Origin of the sequence: Amycolatopsis sp. NPDC051372 (assembly GCF_040682095.1) — a bacterium.
Lineage (GTDB): Bacteria > Actinomycetota > Actinomycetes > Mycobacteriales > Pseudonocardiaceae > Amycolatopsis.
On record NZ_JBFBAF010000026.1, the window covers coordinates 30,568 to 47,457 of the forward strand.

19 protein-coding genes and 1 tRNA gene are annotated in these 16,890 nt (G+C 68.2%); 12 read left to right on the forward strand and 8 right to left on the reverse strand.

The genetic code is table 11. From position 1 onward, the window contains the following. Positions 1–103 precede the first annotated feature (103 nt). Positions 104–484, reverse strand: coding sequence for a helix-turn-helix transcriptional regulator (locus tag AB0M56_RS33620; protein ID WP_364183608.1), 381 nt, complete (start codon positions 482–484; stop codon positions 104–106). Between the two features lie 155 nt (positions 485–639). On the opposite strand from AB0M56_RS33620, the gene AB0M56_RS33625 reads away from it, so the two are divergent. From AB0M56_RS33625 to AB0M56_RS33650, 6 genes are all read left to right on the forward strand, one after another. After that, a complete protein-coding gene (locus AB0M56_RS33625; RefSeq protein ID WP_204089415.1) occupies positions 640–834 on the forward strand; it encodes a helix-turn-helix domain-containing protein in 195 nt (64 codons plus the stop codon). Beyond that, positions 816–1,142, forward strand: coding sequence for a WhiB family transcriptional regulator (locus tag AB0M56_RS33630; protein ID WP_364183611.1), 327 nt, complete (start codon positions 816–818; stop codon positions 1,140–1,142). Before AB0M56_RS33625 ends, AB0M56_RS33630 begins: the two co-directional genes overlap by 19 nt. Then, the gene (locus AB0M56_RS33635) at positions 1,139–1,468 is read left to right on the forward strand and encodes a hypothetical protein (protein ID WP_364183613.1); all 330 of its coding nucleotides are present in this window, start codon (positions 1,139–1,141) and stop codon (positions 1,466–1,468) included. The genes AB0M56_RS33630 and AB0M56_RS33635 overlap by 4 nt, the downstream gene beginning before the upstream one ends. Then, positions 1,465–2,163 carry a hypothetical protein gene (locus tag AB0M56_RS33640; protein ID WP_364183615.1) on the forward strand — a complete coding sequence of 233 codons (699 nt, stop codon included), beginning with the start codon at positions 1,465–1,467 and terminating at the stop codon, positions 2,161–2,163. Before AB0M56_RS33635 ends, AB0M56_RS33640 begins: the two co-directional genes overlap by 4 nt. Further along, the gene (locus AB0M56_RS33645) at positions 2,156–4,279 is read left to right on the forward strand and encodes a cell division protein FtsK (protein WP_364183618.1); all 2,124 of its coding nucleotides are present in this window, start codon (positions 2,156–2,158) and stop codon (positions 4,277–4,279) included. Before AB0M56_RS33640 ends, AB0M56_RS33645 begins: the two co-directional genes overlap by 8 nt. A 150-nt stretch (positions 4,280–4,429) precedes the next feature. Continuing rightward, positions 4,430–6,181, forward strand: coding sequence for a recombinase family protein (locus tag AB0M56_RS33650; protein ID WP_364183620.1), 1,752 nt, complete (start codon positions 4,430–4,432; stop codon positions 6,179–6,181). Here the strand turns inward: AB0M56_RS33650 and AB0M56_RS33655 are convergent. Further along, positions 6,163–6,246: transfer RNA gene (locus AB0M56_RS33655), tRNA-Leu, on the reverse strand. The genes AB0M56_RS33650 and AB0M56_RS33655 overlap by 19 nt on opposite strands. A gap of 1,558 nt (positions 6,247–7,804) precedes the next feature. Between AB0M56_RS33655 and AB0M56_RS33660 the strand changes: the two genes are divergently transcribed. After that, complete coding sequence (locus tag AB0M56_RS33660) at positions 7,805–8,179, forward strand: hypothetical protein (RefSeq protein ID WP_364183623.1); 375 nt, start codon at positions 7,805–7,807, stop codon at positions 8,177–8,179. A 71-nt stretch (positions 8,180–8,250) separates the two neighbouring features. Here AB0M56_RS33660 and AB0M56_RS33665 read toward each other — a convergent pair whose 3' ends face one another. After that, positions 8,251–9,498, reverse strand: a complete 1,248-nt coding sequence (locus AB0M56_RS33665) for a hypothetical protein (RefSeq protein ID WP_364183626.1) — start codon at positions 9,496–9,498, stop codon at positions 8,251–8,253. 163 nt (positions 9,499–9,661) lie between these two features. Between AB0M56_RS33665 and AB0M56_RS33670 the strand changes: the two genes are divergently transcribed. Beyond that, positions 9,662–9,964, forward strand: a complete 303-nt coding sequence (locus AB0M56_RS33670) for a hypothetical protein (protein ID WP_364183628.1) — start codon at positions 9,662–9,664, stop codon at positions 9,962–9,964. After that, the gene (locus tag AB0M56_RS33675) at positions 9,939–10,391 is read left to right on the forward strand and encodes a MarR family transcriptional regulator (protein ID WP_364183631.1); all 453 of its coding nucleotides are present in this window, start codon (positions 9,939–9,941) and stop codon (positions 10,389–10,391) included. Before AB0M56_RS33670 ends, AB0M56_RS33675 begins: the two co-directional genes overlap by 26 nt. Before the next feature lie 61 nt (positions 10,392–10,452). Here the strand turns inward: AB0M56_RS33675 and AB0M56_RS33680 are convergent, their stop codons facing one another. Both AB0M56_RS33680 and AB0M56_RS33685 read right to left on the reverse strand, forming a co-directional pair. After that, positions 10,453–11,298 carry an LLM class F420-dependent oxidoreductase gene (locus tag AB0M56_RS33680; protein ID WP_364183940.1) on the reverse strand — a complete coding sequence of 282 codons (846 nt, stop codon included), beginning with the start codon at positions 11,296–11,298 and terminating at the stop codon, positions 10,453–10,455. 34 nt (positions 11,299–11,332) lie between these two features. Further along, a complete protein-coding gene (locus tag AB0M56_RS33685; RefSeq protein WP_364183634.1) occupies positions 11,333–11,752 on the reverse strand; it encodes a RidA family protein in 420 nt (139 codons plus the stop codon). Between the two features lie 409 nt (positions 11,753–12,161). Here AB0M56_RS33685 and AB0M56_RS33690 point away from each other — a divergent pair, with 409 nt between their 5' ends. The 3 genes from AB0M56_RS33690 to AB0M56_RS33700 all read left to right on the forward strand — a co-directional run bounded on the left by AB0M56_RS33690 (position 12,162) and on the right by AB0M56_RS33700 (position 15,260). Then, positions 12,162–12,809: a hypothetical protein gene (locus tag AB0M56_RS33690; protein WP_364183637.1), complete on the forward strand. Its 648-nt coding sequence runs from the start codon at positions 12,162–12,164 to the stop codon at positions 12,807–12,809. 213 nt (positions 12,810–13,022) lie between these two features. After that, entirely contained in the window at positions 13,023–14,978 is a 1,956-nt protein-coding gene (locus AB0M56_RS33695; protein WP_364183640.1) for a potassium transporter Kup, read from the forward strand. Positions 14,979–14,999: 21 nt separating this feature from the next. Further along, on the forward strand, positions 15,000–15,260 hold the full coding sequence (locus AB0M56_RS33700) for a hypothetical protein (protein WP_364183642.1): 261 nt from the start codon (positions 15,000–15,002) through the stop codon (positions 15,258–15,260). A 10-nt stretch (positions 15,261–15,270) separates the two neighbouring features. Here AB0M56_RS33700 and AB0M56_RS33705 read toward each other — a convergent pair whose 3' ends face one another. The 3 genes from AB0M56_RS33705 to AB0M56_RS33715 form a co-directional block, all read right to left on the reverse strand. Then, entirely contained in the window at positions 15,271–15,405 is a 135-nt protein-coding gene (locus AB0M56_RS33705) for a hypothetical protein (protein WP_255637990.1), read from the reverse strand. 302 nt (positions 15,406–15,707) lie between these two features. Further along, complete coding sequence (locus AB0M56_RS33710) at positions 15,708–16,268, reverse strand: carboxymuconolactone decarboxylase family protein (RefSeq protein WP_364183645.1); 561 nt, start codon at positions 16,266–16,268, stop codon at positions 15,708–15,710. A gap of 50 nt (positions 16,269–16,318) precedes the next feature. Then, positions 16,319–16,861, reverse strand: coding sequence for a GFA family protein (locus AB0M56_RS33715; RefSeq protein ID WP_364183647.1), 543 nt, complete (start codon positions 16,859–16,861; stop codon positions 16,319–16,321). Between the last annotated feature and the right edge of the window lie 29 nt (positions 16,862–16,890).

The following is a 16,890-nucleotide window of genomic DNA, read 5'->3' on the forward strand; positions in this document are numbered from 1 at the left end:
CGAATGTCGGTGATCTGCGGTGGTTGTGCGGTGATGCTGCGGTGGTTGTGCATGGGTTGCGAGGCCGTTCCAGCCTTGAATTGAAGGCATGGAAAAGACCTCGCTAACGCTTCGGCCGGATGTGCTCGACCACGGTCGCCAGGCTCGTTTGAACGTCTTCGAGCCGGTCTGTGATCTCGGCCAGCCGCTGCTCGAGCGCGTCCAATCGGTATGCGAGCTCGTGACCATCGTCGGCCGGCTCGTCCGGGTGCGGCGGCGTGCGGTTCTGCAGCACGGCCAGCAGATGCCGCGGGTGCCAGCCCAACGTCGTCGACAGCGCTTCGAGCGTTCGGGCGCTGCGGCGCCGCTCGATGACGTGGTGCTGAAGCTCGCGCACCGTCGCTTGCGACACGTGCGACCGCTCGGCCAGCTCGCGTTGCCGCCAGCCCAGTTCCCGCACGCGCATGTCGATCGCCTTCGCGACCGCCGCCCAGTCCTCCGTCACGTATTCCTCCGCGCTCCGCCTCAGCGCCGAGATTAGCGGCTTTTCAACCGTTCATTAGCGCCGCGGGTGCGTGTTGCCGCGGCGCGCGGACAAACACGTCCACATGACAGCTGAAATAAACAACATAGTCTTGAAATCAACAGAATGGTTCTCTCATGAACACCAAAACGACCTTTCACACCATTCCCGAGTCCGCGTGGATTCTCGGCGTCTCCCGCAACACGGTCAGCCGGGCGATCCGGACCGGCGCCCTGCGCGCCACCCGATGCCGGACCGGCCTGCGGGTCTCCTCCGCCGAGCTGGCCAAGGCGCTTCAGGACGGAGGTGCGGCATGGACGACCTCCAGCTGATCGGCATCGCGTGGCGGCTGGATCGCTTGCGATGGGTGCCCACCGATGTCCTGACCACCATCGTGACCAGCGATGGAGCCTGCATGACCCCGAAGGCGGGCGGGCCGCCAGACGCTCGTGACGATCGGGAGTTCGCCAAGCGCTTGTGCGGTGGCTGCCCGGTCCAGGACGAGTGTCTTGAACTGGAGCTTCGGACAGCCGGCGCCGAGACGGTCGGCGTCTGGGGCGCGATGACCGACGACGACCGGCGCGCGCTGCACCCGCACTGGCTGCGGCGCGGCGAGCGGATCGATCGGGGTGAGCGATGAACGGACTGACCGTGACACCCACGCATATCCTCGCCGGAGTCGGCGTGCTGCTCGTGCTGTTCTGGGTCTGGCGGGCCGGTTCCCGCCGGGCGAAGGCTGCCGCAGAAGCCGCACGGAGCGGGGCACGGCTCGTGTCGCTGGTCGGGCGGGTGCTATTCAACGCCGGCTTGATCGTCGCCGTCCAGTGGGTGGTGATCGCGCACCCGGGCAGCCCGTGGCTGCTCGTCGCCGTGCTCGCCCTGCCAGCGCTGTTCGCGTCGTACGCACTGACTCGCGCCATGACCGTGACCACCGTCGACACCCGGAAGCGAGGTGGTCGGCGATGAACCGTGCGCAACGGCTCGCGCAGGACGCGGCCGACGCCGCGGAGGTGCGCGCCTATCAAACCGATCCGGACGTCGTCGCGCTGCGGATCGAGCGGGTCAGGCGGCAGGTCGATTGGATGTGCTGGACCGGGATCGTGCTCGGACTGGCGTTCACGATGACCAACGTCCAAGGCTTCGCGTCCGCCGGGACACGGACGGGCTCGCTGCCGTGGCTGGCGGCATGGGTGCTGGACCCGACCGTCTCGCTGGTCCTGCTCGCGATCCTGCGCGCGGAGCAAGTGACCGCGCGATACCAGGTCCGGACGGGTCCGTGGGTGCGGCGGGCAAAATGGTTCACGCTCGCGGCTACGTACGTCATGAACAGCTGGACATCGTTCGCGGCCGGCGATCCTGCATCGATCGTCCTGCACTCAGTGCCGCCGCTGGTCGTGTTCGCCGCGGTCGAAGCGATCACCGACCTGCGGGACAAGCTCACCGACGCCGTGCTCGTGGCTGCTGAACGGCGTCCTGTTCACGAGGAGCCCGTGAACGCCGGTAGGCGCGTCCTGTTCGGCGACTACCTCGCGATCGCCCGGGAGAGCTGGACGCCGGACGTCGAGATCACGCCGGCGTGGGTGCGGCGGGCGACCGGCTGTTCGCGCGGGCTGTCACCGCGACTGGCGCGGGCGCTGCGCGCAGAGGTGGCCAATGGCTGACTCATTGCCGGTCAAGGCCGATCCCGTGCTCGACGGCGAGCTGGTCGACGACACGTTGCCGCAGCCACGTCGGCGTGAGCGACGTCGGAACCGTCTCGTGCGGTGGTGGTTGCACTCGCCACGGGTGCCGTTGTGGCTCAAGAGCAAGCCGCAGGCGGTCCAGGCGTTCAAGGATGCGGTGGTGTGGCTGGTGCTGTCGCCGTTGCGGTTCCTCGGTGCGGTTGTGCGCGGCGTCGTCGTCGGTGCGCGGTGGTGGCGTAGGTGGGTAACCGTCCGGGATTACCGGACGGCCGCCGAGGAGTCGGAAAAGCTGGCGGACAAGTTCATCGAAATCCGGGCGCTGACGTTGTTCCGGTGGAGGGTCAGCTGTGCCGTTACGGTCGTTGTCGCCATTGCAGTGGCCGTCGTCGACCTCGTGTATGGGGACGATCCACTGTGGATCGCCGGGGCCGCTGCGTCGGTAGCGCTCGCGGTTCTCGGACGCAGGAAGGACGGCAGTCCCGGGCGTAAGCCGGCGCTCGCCGGGCCACGGACGCTCACGTGGACGATGGACCCGCAGGTCCTGGTGGACGCCTTCCGGGACGCGAAGCTGATCGGCAAGGACGAGACGTTGCGGCTCGTCGAGCGCGCGACGCGCGTCGGTGACGGCTGGGCGGTCACCATCGACCTTCCCGCCACGCGCAAGGCAGCCGACGTCGTGAAGAACCGGGACGCACTCGCGTCGGCGCTCGCGGTCGACGAAGTCCAGCTGATCGTCGAGCGAGTGCGCGGCAACGGCGGGCACGCCGGCCGGGTGGCGATGTGGGTGGCTGATGAAGACCCGTACGCATCACCGCCGTTGCGGACGCCGCTGCTCGGCGTGACGCAGTGGGACGCGTGGCGGCCGATCCCGTTCGGACGGGACGCGCGGGATCGGCGGATCGACCTTCCGCTGGTGTGGACGTCGCTGCTCGTCGGCGCGATTCCGCGGCAGGGCAAGACGTTTTCCGCCCGGCTCGCCGCAGCCGGGCTCATCCTGGACGCGTGGGTCCGGCTGTACGTGGCAGACTTCAAAGCGGGGAAGGACTGGGACGCGGCCGGTTTGGTGGCGCACCGGTTCATGTCCGGCGACGAACCCGAACACGTGCTGGCCCTGGTGGACTGGCTGATCGAACTGGTCGGCGAAGTTCAGACGCGGTTCCGACGGATGCGCGACCTGGACGACCTCACCTGCCCGGAGTCGAAGGTCACGCCGGAGATGTCCCGGGACAAGTCGTTGAACATGCCGATCACAGCGATCTTCATCGATGAGGTTCAGGTTCCCTTGGAGGACCGCACACCCGTTGACGTGCAGGGAAAGAAGCTACCCGCGGGTGAGTATGTCGGTGAGCTGCTGACATGGCTGGCGAAGAAGGGGCCGGCCGCGGGGATCGTGCTCGTGCTCGCGACGCAGCGGCCGGATTCGAAGACGATCCCGTCCGGGCTGCGCGCGGTGCTCGGCTCCCGGTTCGCCTTGCGGGTGATGGACTGGCGCGACTCGAACATCGTGCTCGGCGAGCAGATGAACACGCGAGGGTTCGACTCCTCGCGGCTGCTGCCCTCGCACAAGGGCGTCGGCATCCTGCGGCCGGACGGCGACACCGCGGCCGGCGCCGACGTGCTGGCCATGACGGTCCGGACCTATTACATGCCGAACGAGGACTGGCGGACCATCTGCGAGCAAGGCCGTGCGCTGCGCGAAGCGGCCGGGACCCTGACCGGGCACGCAGCAGGGCAGGACACCATGCCAGTGCTCGACCACGCCGCGGCAGTGAAGGCAATCAGTGCAGGTCAGCCCGTTGACGCAGTTGAGCTGCCTGCGCTGCTCACGTCGATCGTCGACTACCTGGGCGACGATCTCGGCGAGGACGGCCGGGACTTCGTACCGACGGCCGAACTGCTCGACGCGCTGGAGATGGACCGGCGGACGTTCGCCCAGGAGATGACTGATCTGGGATGCCGGCCGACCCGGGACCGGGTGACCGGCGACGACGGCGAGGTTAGGCAAGTGCGCGGATACCTGACCGCTGAAATCAGGAGTTTCATCAGCCGCGCGGCCACTGGCGGCGAGCCGGACGTGGAGGAAGATCAGCCATGAGTGCCGATCACTCCGAGGATCGACCGATTCGAGTTATCCTACCTGCGGGATTGCCAAGGCTAACGCCTGCTGTCGCGCGCGGTTTGCTGGCCATCCTGATCGAGCTTGCCGAGGTGCCGGTACTGGACGGACCGGCGGAGGAGGTAGACCGTGACGGATGAAATCAGCAGTGACCCATGGGCGACGCTCGACGACATCCTTGGCCTGGAAGTCGTCGACCCCGTAGACGACGGGATCGGCGAGCTGGCGGTCTACGGCCGGTGCTCTACCGAGGACAACCAGGACCCCGAGACTTCTCGCGGCTGGCAGTTCGGGAACGCTCGGAAGTTCGTCGAGCCGCTGGGCGGACGGGTCGTGGCCGAGTTCTTCGACATCGGGCAGTCACGTTCGGTGCCGTGGGAGCGGCGTCCCGAAGCCGCTCGGCTGCTTGCCGAGCTGAAGAACCCGCGGCGGACGTGGAATGCCGTTGTGGTCGGCGAGGGCACGCGGTGTTGGTTCGGCAATCAATTCTCGCTGATCGCGCCACGATTCGCGGCCTACGGCGTAGACCTGTGGGTGCCTGAGGTGGGCGGGAAGTTCGACGCGCGGAACCCGTCGCACAAGATGCTGATGAGCGTGCTGGGCGGGATGAGCGAGTCGGAGCGGCAGCACGTCCAGGCTCGCGTCCGCGCGGCGATGGACGCGCAGGTGGTCAACGAAGGGCGACACCAGGGCGGCCGCGCACCGTACGGCTATGCCGTGGTCGACGGCGGGCCACACCCGAACCCGCGGAAGGCCGCAGAGGGGTTCCGGTTGCGCGTGCTGGCGATCGATGACGAGGCGGCAGACGTCGTCCGACGGATCTTCACCGAGTACATGGAAGGCGTCGGTGACCGCGCGATCGCGAAGGGCTTGAATGAGGATGGAGTGCCCTGCCCTTCGGAACGTCGGCGTGACCAGAACCGGCACCGGCTCGCCGATGGCTGGCAGGGCAGCACCGTCCGATCCATTTTGGAGAATCCGCGCTATACCGGGTACGCGATCTTCGGCCGCTGGACCAAGCACGAAACCTTGCTGAACCCCGATGACGTGAGCGCGGGGCATGTCGTGCGATTCCGCCGCGCGGAGCCGGAGCGCGTCGTTCGATCGCGGCGACCCGCACACCCGGAGATTGTCACGGTGGAGACGTTCACGCAGGCACAGCTGGTGCGCCGTTCTCGTGCGGCCGGCGGAATGCGCGGAATCGCAAAGCTCGATCGAGACCGGAGCGCAGCCAAACACACATACCTACTGAAAGGGTTGGTGCGCTGCGAGATCTGCACAAGGAAGATGCAGGGTGCGGCGATACGAAAGGGTGTCTACTACCGGTGCATCGCGCGAACCTTGGCTCCAGGCTCCGCGACACTGGCCGATCACCCCAAGACGGTGAACCTTCGCGAGGACGTCGTGACTCCGCCGATCAACGCTTGGCTGTGCCAGGTGTTCGATCCAGTCAACCGGGACGAGACCGTGGCCGCCCTGGTCGGCACGCAGGGCAGCCAGCCGAGTACAGGCCGGGAGGCCGTGGAGAAGCGGCTAAAGGACGCGGAAGCGCGGTTGCGCAGGCACCAGGCGGCGATCGAAGCAGGGGTTGACCCGGCGGCGCTGGTCGACGCGATGAACATCGCTCAGGCCGAGCGGCAAGCCGCGAAGGAAGAGCTTCAGCACCTGCCAGAAGCGCAGACGATCGACGTGGCTGAGGTGTACGCCATGCTCGACTCGCTCGGCGACGTCGCACGGCACCTGAACTCGCGGAACCCGGACCGGATCATGCAGGTCTACCGGGACCTCGGCCTGCAAGTGGTCTACGACAACAAAAAAGAGGCGGTCGTGGTGACCGCCTCTCCCCGTGTGGTTAACGTGTGTGTCCGAGGGGGGACTTGAACCCCCACGCCCATTAAGGGCACTAGCACCTCAAGCTAGCGCGTCTGCCATTCCGCCACTCGGACTTGCTGATGAAGAGAGTATACGACGCGCGGAGGCCTGTTTTCAGGGGGGTATCGCCTGCGGCTCAAGGGGCGGATGGGATGATCATGTGTTTTGCCCATGATATTGGACACCTAGAGTATTACCAGGTCAGGACCCCTTTCGGTGGACGGCGCTGCTGGCTTGAAGGTTCGTCGCTGCTGACGTTGGGCGTCGGTATCGAGGACGGGTGAGGTGGTTATCGCGGGCTGCCCGGAGCGCGTTCGGTTCGAGGCCTCCCGGTGCTTGCCCGCGGGTAAGGCCACCTTGCGAGGCGGAGCCGCTTGACCGCGGTGTGGGCGTCAGGCGATTCAGTGACCGGTAGTAGCCGCTGTTGCTGGGGAAGGAGTGCGGGCAGCCAAGGACACGGCAACCCGGGTGGCGCCTGTTCATGAGCGATCCCTCCGGTGCCTCCGAGTAGGTGTTTCAGCAGGTAAATCAGAGGATTAGTGGTTGCCGGGGGCTGCTCGGCAGTTGCGTACCTGCCGGAAGATTCCCCGCCGCTCCGATCACTCAGTCTCGTAGATCGCCGGGGCCTGAGCGACGTCCTCGTCGCGGTTGACCATCAAGCCGTGCGACCTGGCTGAGCGGACGCCGTGCTCGGCGGGGGGTGCCGGCCAGCCGGCTGGGTGTCCACTCTTCGTATTCGGCGGCGTGCGGTCGGCGAGTCGCGCGAGCATGTCCTGCGTTCCGCACTCGCTGTTCGCTGCGCAGGACTTCGGCGACGTCGGCGAGGTGGTCGGTCACGCCCCTGCGGCCGCGATCGCCCTTCCGTCTTCGACATGAAGGCGGCACCTGTTCGATCCCGTCTTCGCACGGTATGTAGAACGTGCGGATCAGCTCGAACGCGGCGTCCGTGACACGGACGGTGGGCGGACTGCATGACCGGCGGCGCGAGCAGCACATCCAGCCGACCTGCCGGCGCACGCGCTCGATTCACAACGCCACGACGTCGCGCCCGTATCTCGGCCGCTTCCCCTGCGTCCTGAGCAAGTCGTTGAGCTGGCGTCACCGCCGAGCGTCCAGTTTCGACGTGTCCACGGTGGCTATGAAGATCGTCGCCGCGATGGGAGGGAGCGGGCTCCGCAAGGCGTAGGACATGCGAGAGGCCCGGCTGCGTTGGGGTCGTAGCCGGTGCGCTTATCGGGTCCGTCCGCTGGTTCGGCGGTGCGGGACGCGGACCCGCGTTCCAAGGTCGTCGACGTCAACGGGAAACACGCAGGTGACCGGCAGTTGCGCAACGAAAGGCAAGCCGCAAGCTCAGTAGAGTTGCGAGAGGTGGGCAGACCGGCTGCCGGCGGGTGCGGCAGCTGATCGCGTTTGGGTAGATCTGGAGCAAAGACGGTCAGCGATGAGCTTGGTGCAGCGGCAACGACGACGTCGGGAGGCCGCTGGCAGGAGATCCTGCGAAAGGGACTTCGTTGTTCGGATGCGGTGAATGACCCACATTGATGAACAGGTCCGGATGTTGGCGGGCATGCGCCTGGTCGAGATCAGGCGGATCGTGAACATGGTGGTTGTCGTGTTCCGGCCCGATGGCGGGTGGAGCACGCGATCCACGCGCAGTGTCCGTTTCGGGTCGTGCACGGCGATGTGATCTTGCTCGGTTCGCGGGACATGGACTGGCCCGAGGTGCGTGGTGCTGACCGCGGCGAGGCGTTCGACAGTTTCACCACGATGTACGACGTGCGGGCAGCTTCCCTGACCTCAAGCTTCGCGAAAGCCGATTTCCGAGTGGCCGGTGCGGAGATCGGTACTGGGGGCCAGTTGATCGTCGAGGCCGTCACCGGCTCGGACTCGATACGGATTGAAGTCATTCCCGTGAGTTCGGGGCCGAAGGTCGAGAGCTGGCGGCTGTTCGCTGTCGGTGACAATGATGATCACTTCGTGTACCCCGAAGCCGCAGACCGCGACTGACAAACGCGGACGCAGGACGGGTATCTCGTGCCAGAGGGTACCGGGCGTAGCGGCGCCCGGCCGGGAACCCGTCAGACCGGGAGCGAGGACAGCGGTACGGCGAACACCGAGCGGCCACACGTCTGGCCCTGTGCGGAGCAATCCGTCGTCGACCATTCGGACTGGGACCAGACCAGGCCGGTGGACCAGTCGTAGGTCAGGGCTTCCGGATGCACTGCCCAGCAGGCCGTCGTGGCGGGGGAGCTGCAGGTCGAAGAGTCGCTCGCAGTGGTCGTCTGGGTCCAGAGCTGGCCGTTGAGCGTGGCGGAGCTGTGGGAGACGTACCACTTGCCGTTGTGGGAGAGGACGCCCTGCATGTTGCCGACGGAGCTGCGGAAGGCCTCGGTGGCCGGGGTGGTGCCCGTGCTCGCCAGGAGGTAGTCGGCGCCGGTGGGGTAGCGGTAGAGGCGGCCGTGGAGGGATTGGTCGGCGAAGTATTCCGTGGTGACGATGGTGGCGGGCGAGGTGGTGCGGTCCAGGGACATCGAGGAGAAGCAGGGGACGCCGGCGTCGGACTGCATGCTGCAGGTGCCGCCGGTGTAGGTGTAGTAGCCGATTTGCATCAGGGCGTACTTGTAGGTGTAGGCGGCGTATCCGGCGGATGTCTTACCGATCGAATTGGACGTCGTGTCGGTCATCTGCAGGATGTGTTTGGTGCTGAAGACGCGGATGGCGGTGGAGGTGTTGCCGACGGCCGTGACGTAGATCTTGTCGCCGTACCAGGCCATGCCGCCCATGTGGGCTTTGGCGGCGGTGAACCTCGAGCCGGTGCTGTTGGGGACGGCGAGGTACACCATGCGGTTGGTGGGCGCGGCCGGCTGGTCGTAGTTGACCGCCATGATGCGGGCGTCGTCGTAGCGGCCGAGGGCGTCGCCGCTGTGCCAGCCGGACAGGATGATCTTGTCGGCGCCCCACATGCCGTCGTCGTCGGCGTCGCCGGAGGTGGTGATGCCCTGAGGGACCCAGGTGGCGCTGTTCGCGCGGTCGGTGTCCCAGCAGAAGGACGTGGTGGCCACCGGCGCCTTGGGGAGCGCGGCTTTTTCGGCGGTGGTGCAGCCGGTGGTGGGGTAGCTGGGGTCGTTGACGACGGTGTTGAGGCTGACGTTGGGCAACGCGTTGTCGAGCGCCGTCAACGCGGCGGTCGGGGTGGCGTGCCAGACCAGGCTCTGTTTGGTCGTGGTGGTCAGCGGATCGCTGTAGGCGGCGCCGGCGGTGCCGGGGATCGCGAGCGCGCCGGCGGCGACGGCGAGCACGAGGAGGAGCACTCGGGGAATTCGCATGAGAACCATTTCTGCACGCGATTCGGGAAAGTGTCAAACCGTCGCGTGAACCGAGTTTGTACGATTCTTGTACAATTCTTCGGTAGGAATAGGCTGGGGTCGTATTGGTGCTTTCAGGCGAAACCCGTGTCCGGCGGCGCGCAGATGGGATCGGATGAACGCCATGCCCGTCGAAACCGCGCTGCTGTCGGGGCAGCTCACGAAGGAGCGGGGCCGGCGTCGGCTCAAGCGGGTGCTGGACATCTTCGCCGAGGCCGTGGTCGACCGGATCGAGCCGATCGTCGACGTGGAGTTCCGGTCGTTGCCGGAGCACGAGAAGCTGGCGCTCGGGTGGGGCGGGCAGGGCGGCGGTGAGCTCCGCCTGGCGGAGTGTGACTCAGAGGCTGAACACGCGCCGTCTGTATCGGATGAAACCGTATCAGGCGAGGTAGAGTGCGGGCATGAGTGGGAAGTCGCGGGCGACTGATCGGCCGGGGGATGACTCGCCGTTCGCGCTGGGGTTGTTGCTGCGCCGGGCGCACGCGCGGGTGGCGAGCACCATGACGGCCGCCATGCGGTCGCACGGGCTGGACCTGCGGCATTTCGCCGTGCTGATCATCCTGGTGGATCGTGGGCCGACCACGCAGCGGGACCTGGTCGAGGCGACGGGCTCGGACAAGGCCGGGATCATGCGGGTCGTCGACGATCTGGAGGAGAAGGGGTACGCGGTCCGCAAGTCCGTGCCGGGGGACCGGCGCGTGCGTGAGGTCGAGATCACCGAAGCCGGGTTGACGGCGTTTGACGCGGCGCACGATGACGCGGTGGGGCCGGCGCGGGAGTTGGTGGCGCACCTGCGGCCTGGTGAGCCGGCGAAGTTGATGGATTTGCTGACACGGTTCACGTATCCGGACTGATTGGACAGTCCGTTGTGGATGCTGCCGGCGCAGGAACCGCATTCGGTGGGGTGGCGCGGGTTCAGAGCCAGCGGTCGGCCAGAGCTGAGACCCATTCCGTCGCCGACCCTGGATCGTCGGGTGGACTGTCGACGATCACCAGTTCGTCGACGCCCAGTGAAGCCAGGTCCGCGATGTCGCGACGGGCGGGGTTGCGCAGAGCGACGGCGATCCGCAGCTCGGCGAGATCGCGGCCTTGTGCCGCGAGGAAGTCCAGGCGATCGGCGACCTCGGGAACGCCGTCGAGGTTGAAGCCGTACCAGCCGTCGCCCAGAGTGGCGGCGCGGCAAAGCGCCGAGTCGCTGTTGCCGCCGAAGATGATCGGGATGGTGGCGCCGCATGGTTTGGGATTGACGCGGATGGATGAGAACTGGACGAAGTCGCCCGTGAACGACGCGACGTCCGAGCGCCACAACGCGCGCATCGCGGCCACGTACTCCTCGGTCCGCGCCGTCCGCCGGGCGAAGGGCACGCCGAGCGCGTCGAACTCCTCGCGCGACCAGCCGACGCCCACGCCGAGGGTGAGGCGGCCGCCGGACAGGACGTCGAGGCTCGCGGCCTGCTTGGCGACGACGATCGGGTTGTGTTCGGGCAGGAGCAGGACACCTGTGGCGACGCGGATGGTCGACGTGGCCGCGGCGGCGAAACTGAGGCCGATCAAGGGGTCGAGCCAGTCCGCTGCTGCGGGCACGGCGATGCGGCCGTCGGGCGAGTACGGGTAGCGCGAGGACGCGCGGTCGACCATCACGACGTGCTCGCCCGACCACAGCGTCGCGAAGCCGCACGCCTCGGCCACCACGGCGACCGCGTCGATCACGGCGCGGCGAGCGCCGGAGCCGATGCCCAGTGCGTGCAGGCCGAGTTGCATGGCCACGGTGCCTCCGCTTCTGGGTGACCGCGGTTCAGGCCGGTGGGGTGGTGACGGCCAGCGCGTCGACCTCGATGAGCCACTCCGGGAGGCCGAGGGACGACACGCCCAGCCACGTGCTCGCGACCTTCGGGAACTCGTCGCCGAACACGCGCTGGGCGGCGGCGAAAATGGGCTCGATGAGCGCCGGCGAGGAGTCGACGACGTGGATCGTGTACTTGACCAGGTCGGCCGGCGTGCAACCGGCGGCCGCGAGTGCCGCGCGCAGGTTGAGGAACACCTGCTCGGCCTGCGCGGAATGGTCGCCGGGGCCGACCAGCACCTCGTCGCGGTCCAAGGCCACCTGCCCGGCGATCGCCACCAGCCGCGCGCCGGGCGGGCCGACGGTCACTTGCGAGTAGAGATCCATCACGGGTGGGGACAGAGTCTCGGGGTTGAGATGGTCGACGGTCATCGAGGCCTCCCGGTGCCTCGGAGGTGGGTGGATTCCGAGTGTGCGGCGGCTCGTGAACGGGTGTCAACCGTGGCGCAGACAACCTTGTCACGGAGACGATCACCTCGACCCGGTTGGTGATTTCCCGGAACACTCCGAAACATCGGACAGGCAGTCGCGAGGGGCATCTGAAGTGGACTGTCCGAAGTCGACACGGACGTGGGGGTGCGCGTGCTCGCCGGTGGCCGCGGTCTGGCCCACGCCGGCTCTGGTCCCGCCCGCTGTCCGCGGCGATGCGGACGAAGCTGCGGACTTGCGGGCTCGCGCCGGTTTTCGGCCACGCCGCGACGAGGTCGCTCGGCGCGTGGCTGGGGGTGCCGAGGCCTATCGGCAGATAAACGGTCGGCGAGCCGGCCGGATGTTCTCCGCGGTGCGGCGTCGGCCGGTGCGGGCGACTGGGTTCGTCGTCCCCGTCGAAGGCAGCCCGTCGGCCGACACCGCTGCCCACCTCGCGGACTGGCTCCGGCGATCGCGCACCGGCACGGTGGCGCTGGCCGCCGACCCGGGTTGGGGCGACCCGCGGCTGCAGGCGCTGCTGTCCAGCGCCGCGGTGACCACCGCGCGAGCCCGGGTGCTGGCCGCCGCCGCGGTGCGGGCCGACGTCGTCGAGCGCGAGGTCCGGCCGGCGCTCGAGTCCGGCGCCATCGTGGTGATCGAGCGTCTGATCGACTCGGAGCTGGAACAGGGCGGAACGGGACTCGACCCCGAGGAGCTGGTGGGCCTCGCAGAGTGGCTTGCCGGCCTTCTCCGTCTGGACTTCACCATCCTGCTCGACCACAGCCCCGACGAGCCATCGCCGACAGCGGACACCTGGGACCGGCGGATCCGCCGGCTGCTGAGGGACCTCTCGACGACCGCCCGCTGCGTGGTCGTCGAGACCGCCGATCGCGATGGCGGCCGGGCACAGGTCCGTGCGGCGATGACCACGGCACTCGCCCGGATCGCCACAGCCCAGGCGGCCGAGGAGCCGGGGCCGGTTGACCGTGATCGCCGCACCGGCACGCATCCGGGCTTCTGACAGGGACAAAGCCCTCCGGACGACCATTACCCCCGGTCACGAGTCGAGGAGACGCTTTTCAACGGCCGGCAGCCCGGATCGCCTCCGTGGACAGACGACCCGAAGAGAGCCACGATCCGACGCGACCGTTGATCTTCCGATGCCGTCCACCTCGGACCGGTAGGGTTCCCCCCGATGCCGGGGCTGTGCCCGCTCGCGCCGAGGAGGAAGACCGTGACCGAGGGCCGTGAGACGACCGCAACGGAGGACGGGCCCGCCGGCCGGGCGCGGCTCGCGTGGGACTCCGTGAAGCTGGCGGTGGTGGTCGGGGCGCTGGGGGTCGTGTTCGGCGACATCGGGACGAGCCCGATCTACACGCTGCAGACTGTGTTCAGCCCGAGCGACCCGCACCCGGTGCCGGTGAGCGCGCAGAACGTGTTCGGCGTCGTGTCGCTGATCTTCTGGTCCGTGACGATCATCGTGACCGTCACGTACGTGCTGCTGGCGATGCGCGCGGACAACGATGGCGAGGGCGGCATCATGGCCCTGATCACCCTGTTGCGCCGCCGCGGCGGGCAGGGGCGGCGGCGGGTGGCGGTAGTGCTGGCGGGGCTGGGCATCTTCGGCGCGTCGCTGTTCTTCGGCGACAGCATGATCACCCCGGCGATCTCGGTGCTGTCGGCGGTGGAGGGGCTCAAGGTCGTCGACGACTCGTTCGAGAGCTGGGTCGTGCCGATCACCGCGGTGATCATCGTGGTGCTGTTCCTGGTGCAACGCCGGGGCACGGCCGCGGTGGGGCGGGTGTTCGGGCCGGTGATGATCACGTGGTTCACCGTGATCGGCCTGACCGGCGTGACGGGCATCGTCAAGCACCCGGCGATCCTCGAAGCGCTCTCGCCCACCTACGCGCTCGACTTCATGGTCGGCCACTTCGACATCGCCTTCTTCGCGCTGGCCGCGGTCGTGCTGTCGGTCACCGGCGCCGAAGCGCTGTACGCGGACATGGGCCACTTCGGCCGCCGCGCCATCACGCGCGGGTGGCTGTTCCTGGTGTTCCCGGCGTGCGTGCTCAACTACTTCGGCCAGGGCGCGCTGATCCTCGAAGACCAGGCCAACCTGAGCAGTCCGTTCTTCCTCCTGGTCCCCGGCTGGGCCCGGCTGCCGCTGGTCCTGCTGGCCACGGCGGCGACCGTGATCGCGTCGCAGGCCGTGATCACCGGCGCGTACTCGGTCGCCTCGCAGGCCGCGCAGCTCGGATACCTGCCGCGGCTGCGGATCGCGCACACGTCGGAGACCGAGCGCGGCCAGATCTACGTGCCGTGGATCAACTGGCTGCTGATGGTTTCCGTCCTGACGCTCGTGTTCGCCTTCCGCAGCTCGTCGGCGCTGGCCTACGCGTTCGGCATGGCGGTGACCGCGACGATCACCATCACCACCCTCCTGTTCTTCTACATCGCCCGGTCGAAGTGGAGCACGCCGCCGTGGCTGCTCTGGGTCGGCGGGGGAGTGCTGCTGGTGGTGGACCTGCTGTTCGTCGCGGCCAACCTCACCAAGCTCGTCCACGGCGCGTGGCTGCCGCTGCTCATCGGCCTCACCGCGTTCACGGTCATGACCACTTGGCAACGCGGCCGCCAGATCCTGACGGCCGAACGCAATCGGCACGAGGGGTCGCTGCGCGAGTTCGTCGACAAGCTGCGCAACGGCGAGTCGCCGACGCAGACGGTGCCCGGCACGGCTGTGTTCCTCAACCGCGGCAACGACAGCGCGCCGCTGGCCATGCGCGCCAACGTGGAACACAACCACGTGCGTCACGAGCACGTGGTGATCATGTCGCTCGAAACCGAGCCCGTGCCGCGGATCCCGGACACCGAACGGATCTCCGTCGACGACCTCGGCTACGCCGACGACGGCATCACCCACGTCACGGCCCGCTTCGGCTACATGGAAACCCCCGACGTGCCGCGCACGCTCGCGCTCGTCGACCCGGCCGACGCCGAAGGCCGGCTGCAGGTCGACGACGCGTCCTACTTCCTGTCGAAGATCGAGCTGCGCCGCGGCGACGAACCCACCATGGCGGCGTGGCGCAAGCGCCTGTTCATCGCCACCTCTTACATCACCGCAGACGCGGCCGAGTACTTCGCGCTGCCCCGCGAACGGACCGTGATCATGGGTTCGCACATCGACGTGTAACGCGTCAGGAAGGTGCCGACGATGACCGACCCCGATCTGGAAGCCTTGCGCACAGCGGCCGCGCGAGGAGACTCCGACGCCGTCGACCAGCTGATCGAGCTGGCCGCCGAACGCGGCGACGCGGCCGAGCTGTGCCAGTGGGCGGCCGAGGGCAGTTCCGATGCCGCGGACCTGCTCGTCGAGCTGGCAACGGAACGCGAGGACCACGACGAGCTGCGGCGCCTGGCTCTGGGCGGCAACACCACGGCCGCGGAAGTGCTGGCGGAGCTGGAAAGCGACTAGCCCGGCAGGTTCACTGCGGGGGCGGGATGTGGCGCGCGAAGGGGTCGTCGTCGTGGGAGTCGAGCCACGCGCCGGCGAGGCGGAGCAGCAGCGCCACCAGCACGAACCCGCCGATCGCGACCAGGGTGAACGTCAGGTCGGTCATGGCTCCAGCGTGCGGCTGCCGGCCGGTCGTGTCCTCGGGGCCGACGGAACCTTGACGCCCGTGAAGCGCTCGTTGACGGCGTTTTGCCGCCGTCAGTCCGATTCGCGCGACGGCAGATCGAGGCGGGCGAGCTGGGCGCGGGTCGTGACTCCGAGCTTCGGAAACGACCTCGAGCTGTGCGCGTGGCTGCCCTCGTGGTACGAGCTCGGCAACGACGTGGCCCCGATGTCGCGGAAGGTTCCCGTGGCCTAGCGCACTGTGTTTCGCTACGAGCGGCGGCCCCGGCCGGGGTCGCCCGCTTTTCACTGTGGCCGGTCGACGCCGAAGACGTGCAGCTGCATCGCGATGAGCTGGTAGTAGCCGACCACAGTGGACAGCTCGAACAGCTTGGCCGCGCCGAGCTTCGAGACGGCGTCGGCGTAGTCCTCGTCGGTGAGCTTGCCGTTGTCGACCAGCCGACGGGTGGTCGCGACGATCGCCTGCTCCTCGGGATCGGCGAGTTCCGGCTCCCGGCCCTCGCGCAGGGCGGTGATCTCGTCGTCGGTCAACCCGAGCTGCCGGCCGACGTGCTCGTGGGCGAACTGCTCGTAGCCGCTCTCGCGCGAAGCGGCGACCATCAGAATGGCCAGTTCCCGGGCCCGGTCGGACAGTTCTCCGCCGTGGCGCAGCGCCGCGCCGAGCCGCTGCAGCGCGTCGCCGACCGGCGGGGTGAGCAGCATGGCGTTGAACGGCCCCGCGAGCGTCCCGTCGGGGTGCACGATGCCGAACGGATTCCGTGCCCGCGGCCCGGCCGTGATGGACTCGTAGAGGCCCCGCTGTTCGTCGGTCAGCGCGGCCGGGGAGATGCGGGGAATCCGGCTCATGCGGGGAATCCTAGTGAAATCACGTCCGTCGTGGGCCTTCTCGGCGCGAACTACCGCGCGTCGCCGTCGAAGCGCGCGCGGGTGGGGTGCGGCGCGAGCCAGTCCTGCGCCCGGCGCCACCACACGTCGGCGGAGGGCGCGAGGCCCGTGCGGTCGTCGAGGGTGCCGCCCTTGACGATGAGGGTTTCGGGGCGTTCGTGGAGGATCGTGAAGATCGGGGTGCCGCAGTCGCCGCAGAACAGACGGTCGCGCAGGTGGCCGTTCTCGGTCCCGGTGGTGTGGTGGACCTTGGGCGTGCCCTCGATCTGTACCGCGTCTCGCGCCACCAGGACGTTCTCCGAGAACGCCGAGCCCGTGTGGCCTTCTTCCGGTTGGGCAGCCGAGGCAGGAGTCGCATGTGGACAGTCCCGGGTGGCTGTGTCTCGAGTATTGCAACGGAAGAACGTCCGAACCTGCCCCGGCTGAACAGCGGATGGTGTGCGTACCACCGCCGGAGACAGGCTCGCGCGGCGACCTGGAGCGATGGTCGAAGCTCGTACTCCCAGGCCCGCATGAAGCCGTGAGCGCCGTAAGTCATCGGATGTAGACATCATGTGTAGACTGGCGAGCGACGGTACACGGA

Excerpts from the sequence above, each read along its gene's own strand:
- AB0M56_RS33625 (WP_204089415.1), top strand. The coding sequence starts at position 640 with ATGAACACCAAAACGACCTTTCACACCATTCCCGAGTCCGCGTGGATT.
- AB0M56_RS33675 (WP_364183631.1), top strand. The coding sequence starts at position 9,939 with ATGAGTGGGAAGTCGCGGGCGACTGATCGGCCGGGGGATGACTCGCCG.
- AB0M56_RS33680 (WP_364183940.1), bottom strand. The coding sequence starts at position 11,298 with ATGCAACTCGGCCTGCACGCACTGGGCATCGGCTCCGGCGCTCGCCGC.
- AB0M56_RS33700 (WP_364183642.1), top strand. The coding sequence starts at position 15,000 with ATGACCGACCCCGATCTGGAAGCCTTGCGCACAGCGGCCGCGCGAGGA.
- AB0M56_RS33710 (WP_364183645.1), bottom strand. The coding sequence starts at position 16,268 with ATGAGCCGGATTCCCCGCATCTCCCCGGCCGCGCTGACCGACGAACAG.
- AB0M56_RS33635 (WP_364183613.1), top strand. The coding sequence starts at position 1,139 with ATGAACGGACTGACCGTGACACCCACGCATATCCTCGCCGGAGTCGGC.
- AB0M56_RS33645 (WP_364183618.1), top strand. The coding sequence starts at position 2,156 with ATGGCTGACTCATTGCCGGTCAAGGCCGATCCCGTGCTCGACGGCGAG.
- AB0M56_RS33670 (WP_364183628.1), top strand. The coding sequence starts at position 9,662 with ATGCCCGTCGAAACCGCGCTGCTGTCGGGGCAGCTCACGAAGGAGCGG.
- AB0M56_RS33640 (WP_364183615.1), top strand. The coding sequence starts at position 1,465 with ATGAACCGTGCGCAACGGCTCGCGCAGGACGCGGCCGACGCCGCGGAG.
- AB0M56_RS33715 (WP_364183647.1), bottom strand. The coding sequence starts at position 16,861 with ATGATGTCTACATCCGATGACTTACGGCGCTCACGGCTTCATGCGGGC.
- AB0M56_RS33685 (WP_364183634.1), bottom strand. The coding sequence starts at position 11,752 with ATGACCGTCGACCATCTCAACCCCGAGACTCTGTCCCCACCCGTGATG.
- AB0M56_RS33630 (WP_364183611.1), top strand. The coding sequence starts at position 816 with ATGGACGACCTCCAGCTGATCGGCATCGCGTGGCGGCTGGATCGCTTG.
- AB0M56_RS33705 (WP_255637990.1), bottom strand. The coding sequence starts at position 15,405 with ATGACCGACCTGACGTTCACCCTGGTCGCGATCGGCGGGTTCGTGCTG.
- AB0M56_RS33665 (WP_364183626.1), bottom strand. The coding sequence starts at position 9,498 with ATGCGAATTCCCCGAGTGCTCCTCCTCGTGCTCGCCGTCGCCGCCGGC.